16 protein-coding genes are annotated in these 13,601 nt (G+C 71.3%); all 16 read left to right on the top strand.

Features of this window, described 5'->3' with window-relative positions; translation table 11 throughout:
- Positions 1 to 537: acyl-CoA dehydrogenase family protein (locus O3Q52_RS34695; protein ID WP_269652614.1), on the top strand; the 537-nt coding region annotated here is incomplete at its 5' end.
- Positions 538 to 616: 79 nt separating this feature from the next.
- Positions 617 to 1,405 carry an enoyl-CoA hydratase/isomerase family protein gene (locus O3Q52_RS34690; protein ID WP_269652613.1) on the top strand — a complete coding sequence of 263 codons (789 nt, stop codon included), beginning with the start codon at positions 617 to 619 and terminating at the stop codon, positions 1,403 to 1,405.
- A 5-nt stretch (positions 1,406 to 1,410) separates the two neighbouring features.
- Positions 1,411 to 1,761 carry a Zn-ribbon domain-containing OB-fold protein gene (locus O3Q52_RS34685; protein ID WP_269652612.1) on the top strand — a complete coding sequence of 117 codons (351 nt, stop codon included), beginning with the start codon at positions 1,411 to 1,413 and terminating at the stop codon, positions 1,759 to 1,761.
- A complete protein-coding gene (locus tag O3Q52_RS34680) occupies positions 1,758 to 2,906 on the top strand; it encodes a thiolase family protein (protein ID WP_269652611.1) in 1,149 nt (382 codons plus the stop codon). Before O3Q52_RS34685 ends, O3Q52_RS34680 begins: the two co-directional genes overlap by 4 nt.
- 31 nt (positions 2,907 to 2,937) lie before the next feature.
- The gene (locus tag O3Q52_RS34675; RefSeq protein WP_269652610.1) at positions 2,938 to 4,149 is read left to right on the top strand and encodes an acyl-CoA dehydrogenase family protein; all 1,212 of its coding nucleotides are present in this window, start codon (positions 2,938 to 2,940) and stop codon (positions 4,147 to 4,149) included.
- Complete coding sequence (locus tag O3Q52_RS34670) at positions 4,146 to 5,117, top strand: phosphotransferase family protein (protein ID WP_269652609.1); 972 nt, start codon at positions 4,146 to 4,148, stop codon at positions 5,115 to 5,117. The genes O3Q52_RS34675 and O3Q52_RS34670 overlap by 4 nt, the downstream gene beginning before the upstream one ends.
- A 12-nt stretch (positions 5,118 to 5,129) precedes the next feature.
- Positions 5,130 to 6,344 (top strand): acyl-CoA dehydrogenase family protein, encoded by a 1,215-nt coding sequence (locus O3Q52_RS34665; protein WP_269652608.1) that lies wholly within the window; start codon positions 5,130 to 5,132, stop codon positions 6,342 to 6,344.
- Positions 6,341 to 7,117 (top strand): SDR family oxidoreductase, encoded by a 777-nt coding sequence (locus tag O3Q52_RS34660; protein WP_269652607.1) that lies wholly within the window; start codon positions 6,341 to 6,343, stop codon positions 7,115 to 7,117. Before O3Q52_RS34665 ends, O3Q52_RS34660 begins: the two co-directional genes overlap by 4 nt.
- Entirely contained in the window at positions 7,114 to 7,896 is a 783-nt protein-coding gene (locus O3Q52_RS34655) for an SDR family NAD(P)-dependent oxidoreductase (protein ID WP_269652606.1), read from the top strand. Before O3Q52_RS34660 ends, O3Q52_RS34655 begins: the two co-directional genes overlap by 4 nt.
- On the top strand, positions 7,893 to 8,681 hold the full coding sequence (locus tag O3Q52_RS34650) for an enoyl-CoA hydratase-related protein (RefSeq protein ID WP_269652605.1): 789 nt from the start codon (positions 7,893 to 7,895) through the stop codon (positions 8,679 to 8,681). Before O3Q52_RS34655 ends, O3Q52_RS34650 begins: the two co-directional genes overlap by 4 nt.
- A 115-nt stretch (positions 8,682 to 8,796) precedes the next feature.
- A complete protein-coding gene (locus tag O3Q52_RS34645; RefSeq protein WP_269652604.1) occupies positions 8,797 to 9,423 on the top strand; it encodes a TetR/AcrR family transcriptional regulator in 627 nt (208 codons plus the stop codon).
- A gap of 131 nt (positions 9,424 to 9,554) precedes the next feature.
- The gene (locus O3Q52_RS34640) at positions 9,555 to 9,905 is read left to right on the top strand and encodes a nuclear transport factor 2 family protein (RefSeq protein ID WP_189842669.1); all 351 of its coding nucleotides are present in this window, start codon (positions 9,555 to 9,557) and stop codon (positions 9,903 to 9,905) included.
- The gene (locus O3Q52_RS34635; RefSeq protein ID WP_269652603.1) at positions 9,902 to 10,321 is read left to right on the top strand and encodes a nuclear transport factor 2 family protein; all 420 of its coding nucleotides are present in this window, start codon (positions 9,902 to 9,904) and stop codon (positions 10,319 to 10,321) included. The genes O3Q52_RS34640 and O3Q52_RS34635 overlap by 4 nt, the downstream gene beginning before the upstream one ends.
- A gap of 37 nt (positions 10,322 to 10,358) precedes the next feature.
- Complete coding sequence (locus O3Q52_RS34630; RefSeq protein WP_269652602.1) at positions 10,359 to 10,679, top strand: EthD family reductase; 321 nt, start codon at positions 10,359 to 10,361, stop codon at positions 10,677 to 10,679.
- Positions 10,680 to 10,784: 105 nt separating this feature from the next.
- The gene (locus tag O3Q52_RS34625; RefSeq protein ID WP_269652601.1) at positions 10,785 to 12,365 is read left to right on the top strand and encodes a class I adenylate-forming enzyme family protein; all 1,581 of its coding nucleotides are present in this window, start codon (positions 10,785 to 10,787) and stop codon (positions 12,363 to 12,365) included.
- Positions 12,362 to 13,420 carry an MBL fold metallo-hydrolase gene (locus O3Q52_RS34620; RefSeq protein WP_269652600.1) on the top strand — a complete coding sequence of 353 codons (1,059 nt, stop codon included), beginning with the start codon at positions 12,362 to 12,364 and terminating at the stop codon, positions 13,418 to 13,420. Before O3Q52_RS34625 ends, O3Q52_RS34620 begins: the two co-directional genes overlap by 4 nt.
- Positions 13,421 to 13,601 lie beyond the last annotated feature (181 nt).

The following is a 13,601-nucleotide window of genomic DNA, read 5'->3' as shown; positions in this document are numbered from 1 at the left end:
CCCACCCGCCGCCAGGCGCTCGTCCGCTTCCGGGGAACGTCGGCCGAACCGGTCGGTGAGCCCGGGCAGGTGACCGGAATCGTCGACGCCGTCCTCGACGCCGGGCGGGTGGGGCTCGCCGCCGAGCACGTCGGCGGCAGCGCGCATGCCCTGGGCGCGACCCTGGATTACGTCTCACAACGAACTCAATTCGGTCGCGCCATCGGCTCGTTCCAGGCGGTCAAGCACCGACTGGCCGATCTGCTGGTCGAGGTGGAAGGGGCGCGGTCGGCGTCGGCGTACGCGAGCGCCTGTCTGGCGGAGTGGACTCCGGAGTTGCCGGTCGCCGCGAGCGCCGCGGCGGTGGCCTGCACCGGCGCGTACCGACTCGCCACGACCGAATACGTGCAGCTCCACGGCGGTATCGGCTTCACGTGGGAACACCCGGCGCATCTGTACGTCCGCCGGGCGCGGGCCGACGAGGCGCTGTTCGGCACCGCCGACGACCACCGTCTGAGGTTGGCGGGACTGCTCGGTCTCGCCGGCGCTTCGGGCTGAGTGGCGGTTCCCGATCCATTGACAGGGGCATCCACTGCCCGCAGAATCATACTGAATTCAGTTCAGTTTGGAGGAGCTCATGGCAGTCGAAGACGAGATCCAGTTCGAGCGGGACGGGCACGTCGCACGGGTCTGGCTGAACCGGCCGCACAAGAAGAACTGCGTGACCGTGCCGATCCTCAACCGGCTCGACGAGATCATCACCGAGGTGGACGCCGACCCGGAGCTGCGTGTGCTGGTGCTGCGCGGGCGGGGCAACACCTTCTGCTCCGGGTTCGACCTGGACAGCCTCAAGGCCGAGTTCATCGGCAGCTCCACCGCCATCGACGTCGCCGTGCTGTCGGCGAAGGTCTGCGACCGGCTCTACTCGATGAAGACGCCGTCTATCGCCGTCCTCGAAGGCCATGTCACCGCGGGCGGCTTCGAGTTGATGATCTCCTGCGACTTCGCGATCGCCGCGGACGACGCGCTGATCGGCGACTTCCACATCCGTCGCGCGCTGTTCGGCGGGGCGGGGCCCATCTACCGGGTGCCGCGCATGATCGGCGTCCGCAAGACCAAGGAGCTCATGCTCACCGGCAAGCTGCTCACCGGTGTGGAGGCCGCGGAGTTCGGGCTCATCAACTCCTCGGCGCCGGCGGACAAGCTGGACGCGACGGTCGAGGAGTTCTCCGACCAGCTGGTCGACAAGAGCCCGTTCACCATGTGGATCACCAAGATGACCATCGACCGCAGCCTCGACGCCGACATCCAGTCGCTGATGGTCATGGAGCATCTCGCGGTCGGTGTGATGCTCAACTCCGAGGACGCGGCGGAGGATGTGGCGGCCTTCCTGGAGAAGCGGGAACCGCAGTGGAAGGGACGCTGAGCACCGTGGCGGACCCCGGGAGCCGACTGCGCGGCTCCCGGTGCGCCGGTTGCGCGGTGGCCGTCTACCCCGCCGACCCGGCGTGCCCGCGCTGCGGGGGACCGGCCGAGCAGGTCACTCTCTCCGGTACGGGCACGCTGTGGACGTGGACCGTCCAGCGGTACGCGCCCAAGTCGCCGCCGTACGTCGTCCCCGCCGCCGGATTCCAGCCGTTCGCCGTGGGATATGTCGAACTGCCGGAGGGCGTCCGGGTGTTGGCCGTGCTGGACATCCGGCCCGAGGACGCGGAGATCGGCATGCCGCTGAGCCTCGCGGCGGGGGACGGCGTGCCCAGGGCCGTGGGAGTCAGGGCATGAGCGCCGAAGAGGTGCTGGTCTGCGGCGCCGGAATCACCTCCTTCGCCCGTACGGAGGACCACGGCAGGCAACTCGCCGTACGGGCCGTCCGGTCCGCACTCGCCGACGCCGGAGTGCCCTGGTCCCGGGTGCGGGCGGCCTACGGCGGCAGCGACGCGGCAGGCAACGCCGACACGCTCGTCAGCGAACTCGGCCTGACCGGCGTGCCGTTCATCAACGTCCGCAACGGCTGCGCCACCGGCGGCAGCGCCCTGGTGTCGGCCGTGGGCGCGATCCGCTCCGGCGCGGCGGACGTCGCCCTAGCCGTCGGCTTCGACAAACACCCGCGCGGCGCCTTCGACCCGCGGCCCGCCGACTGGGGGCTCGACGAGGCATACGGGCGCGACGGGCTCATGGTGACCACACAGTTCTTCGCCATGAAGATCCAGCGGTACATGCACGACCACGGCATCAGCGCCCGGACTCTCGCACTGGTCGCCGAGAAGGCGTACGCGAACGGGGTTCGCAACCCCCACGCGTGGCGCCGCAAGCCGGTCGACGCGGACGAGATCCTGGCGTCCGGCATGGTCAACGACCCGCTGACCCGGTACATGTTCTGCTCGCCCGGCCAGGGCGCGGTCGCCCTGATCCTGTGCAACCGCGCGGTCGCCGACGAGCTGGAAGGCACCCCGGTCGCGCTGCGGGCCGCGGTCGTACGGACCCGGCGGTTCGGCTCCTTCGAGGTGTTCAGCCCCTGGGCGCCACCCGGGACGCCGACCAGCGTGAGCGCGGACGCCGCCCGACTGGCCTTCGAGGAGGCCGGGTTGGGGCCGGGCGACATCGACGTGTGCCAGCTCCAGGACACCGAGAGCGGTGCCGAGGTGATGCACATGGCCGAGTGCGGGTTCTGCGAGCACGGCGAGCAGGAGCGGCTGATCCCCTCCGGCGCGACCGCGATCGGCGGGGCGCTGCCGGTCAACACCGACGGCGGCTGCATCGCCAACGGGGAGCCCATCGGCGCCTCCGGACTCCGCCAAGTCCACGAGCTCGTCCAGCAGTTGCGCGGCAGGGCGGGCGAGCGGCAGGTGCCGGGCGAACCGTCGACCGGCTTCACACATGTCTACGGGGCACCGGGCGTCAGCGCCTGCACCGTGCTGACCCGTTGATCCAGGTACCTGATTCGCCGAAGGGAGGACCATGAGCGGTATCCCCGAACCCGAGGAGTTCCGTGCCGAGGCCCGGCGCTGGCTGGCCGGCACGGCGGAGCAATGCGCCGCGCGCCAGGACTGGGACAGCGGCGACGACTCCGTGGCCGTCTTCGAGAACTGGACCGAGACCGAGGAGCGCGCACACACCGAGCGGATACGGGACTGGGAGCGCACCCGGTACGACCGGGGCTGGGGCGCGCTCGACTGGCCGCCGGAGTACGGCGGCCGCGAACTGCCCACGTACTACGAGCAGTTGTACCGGACCGAGGAGGCCGCCTTCGACGTGCCCCGGCGCACCGAGGTCTTCCCGGTCACCCAGCAGCTCGTCGCCCCCGCGATCCGCATCTGGGGCACCGACGAACAGAAGGCTCGCTGGCTGCGCCCCATGCTCCGCACGGACGAACTCGCCTGCCAGCTCTTCTCCGAGACGGAGGCGGGTTCCGACCTCGCCGCCGTCCGCACGCGGGCGGTACGCGAAGGGGACGGCTGGCTGCTGCGCGGCCACAAGGTCTGGACGTCCGGCGCCCGCGTGGCCACCTGGGGTGTCGCCGTCTGCCGAACCGACCCGGACGTGCCCAAGCACGCGGGCATCACGGTCTTCCTGGTCCGGATGGACGCGCCCGGCGTGACCGTGAGGCCCATCCGGCAGATGACCGGCGGTTCCAGCTTCAACGAGGTCTATCTCGACGGCGTCTTCGTGCCGGACGCGGACCGGCTCGGCCCGGTGGGGCAGGGCTGGCGGGTGACGCTCACCGTGCTCGCGGCCGAGCGGCTGGACTCGGGAGGCCTCGGACTGGACAACGCCGACCGTGCCCTCCACCTCGCCCGCCGGCTGCCCCGCCCGCTCACCGGCGGTGAACGGCAGCAGGCGGCAGACCTGTACGTCCGCGCCCTCGTTCAGCGACTCATCGGACTGCGTGTCACGGCAGCCGTGGCCGCCGGCCGTGAACCGGGCGCGGAGGCCTCCGTCGGCAAACTCCACGCCACCGCGACCATGCGGGCCACCACCGACCTCGTACAGCAGTTGCTCGGACCGCGACTGGCCGCCGACACGGGGGAGTGGGGCACGTTCGCCTGGACCGAGCACCTGCTCGGCGCACCCGGATACCGCATCGCCGGCGGCAGTGACGAGATCCAGCGCACGATCCTGGCCGAGCGAGTGCTGGGCCTGCCCAAGGAGCCGAAAGGGGCGGTGAGTTGAGTACAGCGACCGACGTGACCGCACTCGCCGGACGGGTGCGCGAGCGGCTCGCCGCCCGGCATCCGGGCGTGCCCTTCGGCGAGTTGCGCACCCTGCCCGGCGGCCACTCGGGGCTCACCTACTCGATCGCGGCGGGATCGGCCTCGTACGTCGTGAAGGCGGTGCCGCCCGGGCAGCGGCCCATTGGCCGCAATGACGTGCTCCGCCAGGCCCACGTGCTGCGGGCCCTCACCGGAGCGTCGGTCCCCGTGCCCGAGGTGTTCGCCGTCGACGATCGGGAACCTGCCTGGTTCGCCATGGAGTTCGTGGACGGCGAGGCGGTCGAGCCGGTCCTGGACGAGCACCGGCTCGATCCGGGCCTGTGCCGGACACGGATGCTGGCCCTGGCCGGGGTGCTGAGGGACCTGCACGGCACGAAGACCGAGGTCACCTCGGAACTCCTCGATCCGGCAGGGGAGTTGGAGCGGTGGGGACGCACCATGCGAGCCGTGCCGGAGGACCTCCGGCCGGGTGCGGAGGAGTTGCTGAGCCGCCTCGCCTCCATGGTCCCGGACGGCATGCCACCCACCCTGACCCACGGCGACTTCCGGCTCGGCAACGTCCTGTGCCGGGGCGAGCGACCCGCGGCCGTCGTCGACTGGGAGATCTGGAGCCTCGGGGACCCCCGCATCGATCTCGGCTGGTTCCTTCTCTTCGCCGACCACCGGAACTTCCCTCGATTGGGCTGCCCGGTCCCGGGTCTGCCGACCGAGGAGGAGCTGCTGGCCGCCTATGCGGACGGCGGCACCGGACTCCCCGACCTTGCCTGGTTCCGTGCCCTGGCCCGCACCAAGATGGCCGCGATCATGGGCCACAACCTGCGCAGACACCGCGAGGGCAAGCACCACGACCCCGACCAGGAGCGGCTGCCGCCGACCATCGCGGCGATGATCCGCACGGCGCTCGACATCCTCGCGCAACGGTCTTGAAGGAGCACCACCATGGATTTCGGACTCTCCCCGAGGACCGACGAACTCCGCTCGCGCATGGCCGCGTTCATGGACGAGTACGTCTTCCCCGCCGAGCCCGTGTACGACCGGCAACTGGCCCAGGCGGGCAACCCGCACGAACTTCCGCCGGTCATGCGCGAGTTGAAGGAGAAGGCGCGCGCCGAGGGGCTGTGGAACCTCTTCCTCGCGCACGGCGACTGGGGCGCAGGGCTGACGAACCTCGAATACGCGCCGCTCGCCGAGCTGGCCGGACGATCGGTCATCGGCCCCGAGGTGTTCAACTGCTCGGCCCCGGACACCGGCAACATGGAACTGCTGGCCCTGTTCGGCTCACCGGAGCAACAGGTCCGCTGGCTGCGGCCGTTGCTCGCGGCCGAGATCCGTTCGTGCTTCGCGATGACCGAGCCGGAGGTGGCCAGCTCCGACGCACGCAACATCCGCACCAGGATCACCCGCGACGGCGACGAGTACGTCGTCAACGGCCACAAGTGGTACACCTCCGGGATCCTCGATCCGGACTGCCGGCTGATCATCCTCATGGGCGTGACCGACCCGGACGCGCCCGCGTACCGGCAGCAGAGCATGCTGTTGATCCCGCGCGACACCCCCGGCATCACCGTCCTGCGCGACCTGCCGATGTTCGGCTACACCGACCGCTGCGGCCACGGCGACGTCCTCTTCGAGGATGTACGGGTGCCTGTGTCGGGCCTGTTGGGCGGCGAAGGAGAGGGATTCGCCCTGGCCCAGGGGAGGTTGGGCCCCGGACGCATGCACTACGCCATGCGCGCCGTCGGATTCGCCGAGCGGGCGCTGGAGTTGATGTGCCGCCGGACCCTGGCCCGTACTGCCTTCGGCGGCGCCCTCGCCGAGCAGGGCGTCGTCCGCGAGTGGATCGCCCGCAGTCGGATCGAGATCGAGCAACTGCGGCTGCTGGTCCTCAAGTCCGCCTGGCTCATGGACTCCTCGGGCAACGCGGCCGCCCGTACCGAGGTCGCCGCCATCAAGGTGGCCGCGCTGGAGGTCGCTCATCGAGTGGTCGACCGGGCGGTCCAGGCGCACGGGGCCGCCGGGGTCAGCGACGACACCGTACTGGCGCGGCTGTTCGCCATCACCCGGGCGCTGAAGATCGCGGACGGGCCCGACGAGGTGCATCTGCGGACCGTGGCACGCCGTGAACTGACCAAGTACCGCGAGGAGTCGGCATGAGCGGACACGCACTGCACGGCCGTGTCGCCGTGATCACCGGTGGTTCCCGGGGCATCGGCCTGGGCATCGCCAAGGCGTACCGGGAGGCGGGAGCCCATGTGGTGATCGCCGCTCGCAAACCGGACGGACTCGCCGTCGCACGCGAGGAGTTGCTCCGCGTCAAGGGCGACGGCGAGGTGCACGAGATGGTCGCCAACGCCGGGGAGCCGGACGACGCCGAGCGTTGTACCGAGGAGACCATGGCACGGCTCGGCCGCCTCGACATCCTCGTCAACAACGCGGCCACCAACCCGTACATGGGCGATCTGCTCGACCTCGACCTGCCGCGCGCGGAGAAGACCGTACGGGTCAACCAGTACGGCATGATCGCCTGGACCCGGTGCGCCTGGCGGGCGTGGATGGCGGAGCACGGGGGAGCGGTCGTCAACATCGCCTCGGTCGGCGGGCTGATCGTCGATCCGCACATCGGCTGGTACAACGCCACGAAGGCGGCGATGCTCCACATGACGCGGCAGCTCGCGTACGAACTCGGGCCGCGGGCGCGGGTGAACGCGATCGCGCCCGGTCTGATCAAGACCGAGCTGGCGCGGGCCGTCTGGGAGCCGAGGGAACCGATCCTCACCGCGAAGCTGCCGCTGCGCAGGCTGGGCACGGTGGAGGACGTGGCGAACGCCGCGGTGTTCCTCGCCTCCGACGCGTCGGCGTGGATGACCGGCCAGACGCTCGTCCTGGACGGCGGGGCGACCGTGCTGCCGATCGGGGTGGACGCATGACGACGGCCTCCCCGACGAACCGGGACGCGGACCTGTTCTCGTTGCACGGCCGGACGGCTGTCGTCACCGGGGCCTCCTCAGGGCTCGGGGCCAGGTTCGCGACCGTCCTGGCCGCCGCCGGCGCCACGGTGTTCGCCGCGGCCCGCAGACCCGACCGGCTCAAGGAACTGGCCGACGAGGATCCGCGTATCCACCCCGTCGTCTGCGACGTCTCTCGGGAGGCGGACCGGGTGCGACTGGCCGAGACCGTGCTGGCGGCCGGCGGACGCTTCGACATCCTCGTCAACAACGCGGGGGCGCCCGGAGCGGTTCGGGCGCAGGACGAGAGCGCCGACGACTTCGCGGACGTACTCGCCGTGAACCTCGTGGCCGCCTTCCATCTCGCCCGGCTGCTTGCGGAGGCGCCGCCCTCCGGCCGTACGCGATCCATCGTGAACGTCTCGTCCGTCCTCGGGCTGGTCTCCGGTGCCCCGATGGGCGGCGCCGCCTACGCCGCCTCGAAGGCCGGACTCGTCGGGCTGACCCGTGAACTGGCCGGTCAGTGGGGGCAGTCGGGGATCCGCGTCAACGCCCTGGCTCCCGGCTGGTTCCGCACCGAGATGACCCACGAGTTGTTCGCGGACGAGCGGTCGCGGCGGTGGGTCGAGCGCGGCACGATGCTCGGCCGGGGCGGTGAACAGGGCGAACTGGACGGGGCGTTGCTGTATCTGGCCTCGGACGCGTCCTCGTACTGCACCGGGCAAGTGCTCACCGTGGACGGCGGGTGGACGGCGCGATGAGGGTGACGGTCGAGGTCGGCGCCGACGGGGTGGCGCGCGTCCAGATGTGCCGCGGGGACGGCAACGCGATCGACCTGGCGATGGCCCGGGCGCTGCTGGAGGCCGCGCGGGAGTGCGAGCGGGCGGGAGCACGGGCGGTGCTGCTCACCGGGCAGGGGCGGTACTTCTGTGTCGGAGGCGACCTGAAGGAGTTCGCGGCCCTCTCCGGTGATCGGCTGGTCGCGCACCTCACCGAGGTCACCGACGCGCTGCACGGAGCGCTGCGGATCCTCGCCGGTCTCGACGCGCCCCTGGTGACGGCCGTGCAGGGGAGTGCGGCGGGGGCCGGGCTGGGGCTCGCCGCGGCGGCCGACCTGTGCTTCGCGGCCTCGGACGCCGGCTTCACGGCCGCGTACACCGGCATCGGGTACTCGCCGGACGCCGGGGTCAGCTGGTCGCTCCCCCGGCTCGTCGGACCGAGGCGTGCGTTGGACCTGCTGTTGACCAACCGCCGGATCCCGGCCGCCGAGGCGCTGGACATGGGACTGGTGAGCCGAATCGTCGCGCCGGAGCGGCTGTACGAGGAGGCCGCCGAGGCAGCGAGCGCGCTGGCGCACGGGGCCACGGGGGCGTACGGGGCGACCCGGCGGCTGGTCGCCGGGGCACTGTCGGCGGAGTTCGGCGAACACCTCGACGCGGAGGCCCGCCAACTGGCCGCCGCCGCGGTCTCCGCCGAGGGGCGGGAAGGCGTGGCCGCGTTCCTCGGCAAGCGTCGGCCCGACTTCACGCACGCCCCGGTCCCGTGAGCACCGGGGTTGGTCCGGTCGACCCTCTTCCATTCGTAACCGACTTGAACTTGGGTCTACTCTCGGACACCCGAGCGGTGATCGGTGCCGGTCGTGGCGAGAAGAGGGAGAGACGATGGTGAGCGCGCGGATCGTGGATCCGGACGAGGGGCCCAGGTCCAAGCGGGCCGCGATTCTCGTGGCGGCCGTGGAGCGGTTCGGGGAGGACGGCTACGAGAACACGAAGTGGTCCGAGGTCGCCGACCGGGTGGGCATCGGGCAGACCGCCCTCTACCACTACTTCGAGTCCAAGGCCCACTGCCTGCTGACCATCATGCGCCTGGAGCTGCAGCGCTCCCACGACATGTTCGTCGAGGCCACGGCCGGGAGGTCGGAGCCGGTCGAGGAGCTGCGCGCGGGGGTCCGTACCGCCTTCGCGGTCACTGAGCAGGAGATCCGCCAGATGCGCATCCTGCAGGCCAACATGTCCCTGCTCGCCACCCCGCGGAAGTCCAAGCGCGAGGAGACCGAGCGCGTCGCGGCCCGCCAGCTGGTGCAGATGGTCGAGCGGGACTGGACGAACCTGCTGATGCGCGGCATGGCCAAGGGCGCCTTCCCGGTCCGGGACGCGCACACCCTCGGGCTCGCCGTCCTCGGGATGATCGTGAGCGTCTGGCGCTGGTACCGCCCGAGCGGAGCGATCCCGCTTCCGGAGATCAGCGACATGATCGAAGGATGCGTGGTGCGCATGGTCGCCGAGTAGTAGTCCCGGCTGCCGGCCACGTCCCGCCTCTTGCCGGGGGCGGGACACCCGCCTTACATTCAAACTGAAGTGAACTCAGGTTGTTTTGGAACGCAGAAACGCTGACAGGAACGCTGAGGAGAACGATCAGCATGGTGCTTCGCGCATACATGGCCGCCATGGACGGCCAGGATCCCGACAAGGCCCTGGAACTCCTGGAGCCCGACTTCCGCTTCCTCATCGCGCTTCCCGGCGGGCAGCGGGCCGGGGAGTCCCGCGAGGACTTCGCCGGCTACATCGCCGGGCGCGCCGCGGTGGACCGTACCCACGAGATCATGCGGTACGCGGTCGACGGAGACGTCGAGACGGTGTACGGCTTCGTGGTCGAGAAGGGCGTGACCACCGGCGCCTTCCTCTCCGCCGCGCAGATCTCGCCCGCCGGGCTGATGGCGCGCTACCAGTCCTTCTTCACCACCGACTTCGACCTGGTGGACCGGCCATGACCACACAGTCCCCCGCCTCCCGGTCCACTGCGTCCGGGCCCGCCGCCCCGCAGCCCGGCGCCTCTTTCCTGACGACCTGGTTCGCGATCCTGGACAGCGAGGACGCAGACCGGATCCTCGACCTGATCGGCGACGACTTCTCGTTCTCGATCCTTTTCTCCACCGGCGGGGACGGCGCGACCGACTTCCACGGCGGCCGGGCCGAGATGGAGGGCTACCTCGCCCAGCGCGAGGTGGGCGTCCGCACCCACCACCTGCTCTCCGCGAGCACCGTCGGCCGGGACGAGCTGTTCCTGGGCGAGGTGCGGCGTCACGGCGAGCTGGAGGCGACCTTCGTGGCCTCCGCGCGCCTGACCGGCACGGGCCGGGTGCGGCGGCTGCTCATCGGGCGCTCCCCGTCCGTGCTGTTCACCTGAGGAGTCCCGAGAAGCCCGAGAAGTGTGAGGAGAGACGATGTACAACCTCGTGCTGCTGGCCGCCCGGCCGTCCGACTGGACCCATGAGCGGTTCATCGACTGGTGGCGCGGCGACCACGCCGAACTGACCCGCACCCTGCCCGGACTCAGGTCCTGGCGGCACACCGAGATCGACACGGCCCTCGAACCGCGCTCCGAGGGCTGGGACGGCGTCTCCGTCCTGGGGTTCGACTCCGCGGAGGACCTGCGCAAGGCCCTCGACAGCCCCGAATGGGCGGCGGCCGTCGCCCAGGTCGGCGACATGAAGGGCCGCCGGATCGCGGTCATGGGCGGCGAGAAGGACATGCTCGCGGGCTGAGCGGGGAGCGGGCTGAGCGGGCCGAGTGGGCCGAACGTGTCGGCGTGTGGGCCGGCCGGCGGGGACGAACATCACCACCTTTCGCGCGACGAGGCGAGGAAGCGGATGCGACAGACAGTACGAGCTTTCCAGGAGCGGGCCGAGGAGGCCGACTTCACGGCCGTCGTCGACGACGCCGGACCGCACAGCGCGCGCGAACTCCTGGCGCGCGCGGCCGACCTGGCCGACACCATGACACCTGACGGAACCCCCGGCGGCACGGTCCTCCTCCAGGCCGACAACACCTGGCGCACCGTCGCGGCGACTCTCGCCGTGGGGATGACCGGCGGTGTCCTGGCCCTGGTCAACCGGCACACGACCCGGGCGGAGTTCGCCGCCGCCCTGGAGGACATCCGCCCCGACGTCGTGATCGCCGAGCCTGCCGCGCTCCAGGAGTGGCAAGGCCGGGAGAGTCTGCCGGGCGCGCGGCAGGCCGAGGTGCTCGACGGCTGGACGGTCCTCGCCGGCCGCGGCCCGCGCGACGTATCCCGCTGGTCCGGCGGCGCCCTCATCGGACTCACGTCCGGCTCGACCGGACGGCCCAAGGGCGTCGTCCAGTCCGAGAGCGCACTGCGGTACGCCTGCTCCAGCACCGCCGACATCAACGGGCTGCGCGACGGTGACGCGGTGGCCGCCGTCGTCCCCCTCTCCTCCACCGCCGCGTACTGCTTCGGCGTCTGCATGGCGCTCATGCTCGGCGGACCGCTCGTCCTGAGCGGACGATGGGACCGAGAGGAGGCACTCGCGCGGATGGCGGCCCACGACGTCCGGTGGACCATGTGCGTGCCGACCATGGCCCTCCAGATGGGCTCGGCGGCGGCCGGATCGCGCGTCCTCGAAGGGGTCCGCTCGATCACTGTCGGAGGCGGTCCCATGGACCGCGGTGCGCTCGCCCGCGCCGAACGCTCCCTCGGTACGAGGATCCTGCGGGTGTTCGGCATGTCCGAGTGCCTGGGACACACCTCGCCGCGCCCCGGGGACCCCGAGGAGCTCCGCCTGGACCGCGACGGCCAGCCCTTCCCCGGCACCGAGCTGCGTGCGGTCGCCCCGGACGGCAAGGTCCTGGGCCCCGGCCGGACGGGCCGGGCAGAGGTCCGCGGTCCCTCCCTGTTCCTCGGCTACGCACGCGACGGCAAGGTCGAGCCGCCCGCCCTCACGCCGGACGGCTTCTTCCCCACCGGGGACCTGCTCATGACCGGCGAAGACGGCACGGTCACCATCATGGGCCGTGAGAAGGACGTCATCATCCGCGGTGGCCGCAACCTCGACATCACCGAGATCGAGCGGGCCGTCGCCGGGCACCCGTCGGTGGCCCGCGTCTGCGTGGCACCCGTACCGGATCCGCTGCTCGGCGAACGCGCCGCTGTCCTGGTCGTGCCCGAGGACAGCGGCGACGCACTCGGCCTCGACGAGATCGTCGCGCACCTCGCCGGCACTGGCCTGTCCAAGGCCAAGTGGCCCGAATTCGCTTTCACCGTCGGCGAGTTGCCGCAGACCACCGTCGGCAAACTCGACCGGTCGGGAGCCCGGGAACTCGCACGCGAACTGCACGCACGGCTCTCCGCGGCACCGCAAGCAGAGCTGGAACCGGAAGCGGCACCGGCCCCGGAGCAAGAACAACAACCCGCTCGTCAAGGAGATGCATGACCACCCCCACGACCCGTGTCACCCGCTTCGACCGCGGCAGGTGGGCGGAGGCAGGAGCCGAGACCGTACGTCCCGGTGTCCACCGCATCCCGCTGCCGCTGCCGGACGACGGACTGCGGGCCGTCAACGTCTACGCCCTCGAAGGGCTGACGGAAGGGGTGGTCCTGATCGACGGGGGATGGTCGATCCCCGAGTCCCGCAGGGCACTTGAGGACGCGCTGGGCGGGCTCGGCCACGACCTCGGTGCGATCAGCCACGTCCTGGTCACCCACATCCACCGCGACCACTACACCCAGGCCGTCGAACTGCGCAGACTGCTCGGCTCCCGGGTCTACCTGGGCTCCGGCGAGCGCCGCGGTCTGGAACTGCTCGGGGAACTGCGCACGGACCAGCCGGTCGGCTCGCTTCGGACGCTTCACCGGGCCGGCGCCCACGAACTCGCCGAGCGTATCGCCGGGATGGACCACGGCGGCTTCGACCCGAGCGTGTGGGAGGCCCCGGACCGCTGGCTGGAGAGCGAGGAACTCCGGTTCGGGGAAGTCGGGTTGACGGTCGTCCCCACCCCCGGCCACACCCGCGGACATGTCGTCTACCTCGACCGGGCCCGGGGCCTGCTGTTCTCCGGGGACCACGTGCTGCCGCACATCACCCCCTCCATCGGCTTCGAACTCGGCGGTGGCACACTGCCGTTGGGCGACTACCTCGCCTCGCTGCGACTGATGACCACACTCTCCGACGCCCGGCTGCTGCCCGCGCACGGCCCGGTCGGCGGCAGCGTCCACGCACGCGTCGGCGAACTGCTGGCCCACCACGACGACCGGCTCACCGAGACGCTCACGGTCCTAGGCGGCCGTACGCTCAACGCCCATGCCGTGGCGGGGGAGTTGGGCTGGACCCGGCGCAAGGTGGCCTTCGCCGACCTCAGCCCGTTCAACCAGATGCTCGCCGTCAGCGAGACCGCGGCACACCTGGACGTCGTGGTGGCCGACGGCCGTGCGCGCCGCACGCATGAGGACGGCATCGACCTGTACGCCGTCGTCCCCGCCACTGCCTAGCGGGCGGGCCCTCGCCGAACAGGCCGCACCGGCACCCTGAGACATCACAGGATGTGCCCGTCCCCGTTGGATGCCAAGGTCGATGACCATGACCATCGAACGGAGGAACCGATGCTGACGTCGCGGCAACTCAGGTCGCGAAAGGGCTCGGCGGCCGTCGCGGGGGCGGCCACCGTACTGC

It is taken from the genome of Streptomyces sp. ActVer, from assembly GCF_027270795.1.
Taxonomy (GTDB): domain Bacteria; phylum Actinomycetota; class Actinomycetes; order Streptomycetales; family Streptomycetaceae; genus Streptomyces; species Streptomyces umbrinus_A.
This window is presented reverse-complemented; position numbering and strand designations above follow the sequence as displayed.

Excerpts from the sequence above, each read along its gene's own strand:
- O3Q52_RS34620 (WP_269652600.1), top strand. The coding sequence starts at position 12,362 with ATGACCACCCCCACGACCCGTGTCACCCGCTTCGACCGCGGCAGGTGG.
- O3Q52_RS34660 (WP_269652607.1), top strand. The coding sequence starts at position 6,341 with ATGAGCGGACACGCACTGCACGGCCGTGTCGCCGTGATCACCGGTGGT.
- O3Q52_RS34680 (WP_269652611.1), top strand. The coding sequence starts at position 1,758 with ATGAGCGCCGAAGAGGTGCTGGTCTGCGGCGCCGGAATCACCTCCTTC.
- O3Q52_RS34655 (WP_269652606.1), top strand. The coding sequence starts at position 7,114 with ATGACGACGGCCTCCCCGACGAACCGGGACGCGGACCTGTTCTCGTTG.
- O3Q52_RS34675 (WP_269652610.1), top strand. The coding sequence starts at position 2,938 with ATGAGCGGTATCCCCGAACCCGAGGAGTTCCGTGCCGAGGCCCGGCGC.
- O3Q52_RS34650 (WP_269652605.1), top strand. The coding sequence starts at position 7,893 with ATGAGGGTGACGGTCGAGGTCGGCGCCGACGGGGTGGCGCGCGTCCAG.
- O3Q52_RS34635 (WP_269652603.1), top strand. The coding sequence starts at position 9,902 with ATGACCACACAGTCCCCCGCCTCCCGGTCCACTGCGTCCGGGCCCGCC.
- O3Q52_RS34645 (WP_269652604.1), top strand. The coding sequence starts at position 8,797 with ATGGTGAGCGCGCGGATCGTGGATCCGGACGAGGGGCCCAGGTCCAAG.
- O3Q52_RS34665 (WP_269652608.1), top strand. The coding sequence starts at position 5,130 with ATGGATTTCGGACTCTCCCCGAGGACCGACGAACTCCGCTCGCGCATG.
- O3Q52_RS34640 (WP_189842669.1), top strand. The coding sequence starts at position 9,555 with ATGGTGCTTCGCGCATACATGGCCGCCATGGACGGCCAGGATCCCGAC.
- O3Q52_RS34690 (WP_269652613.1), top strand. The coding sequence starts at position 617 with ATGGCAGTCGAAGACGAGATCCAGTTCGAGCGGGACGGGCACGTCGCA.
- O3Q52_RS34625 (WP_269652601.1), top strand. The coding sequence starts at position 10,785 with ATGCGACAGACAGTACGAGCTTTCCAGGAGCGGGCCGAGGAGGCCGAC.
- O3Q52_RS34630 (WP_269652602.1), top strand. The coding sequence starts at position 10,359 with ATGTACAACCTCGTGCTGCTGGCCGCCCGGCCGTCCGACTGGACCCAT.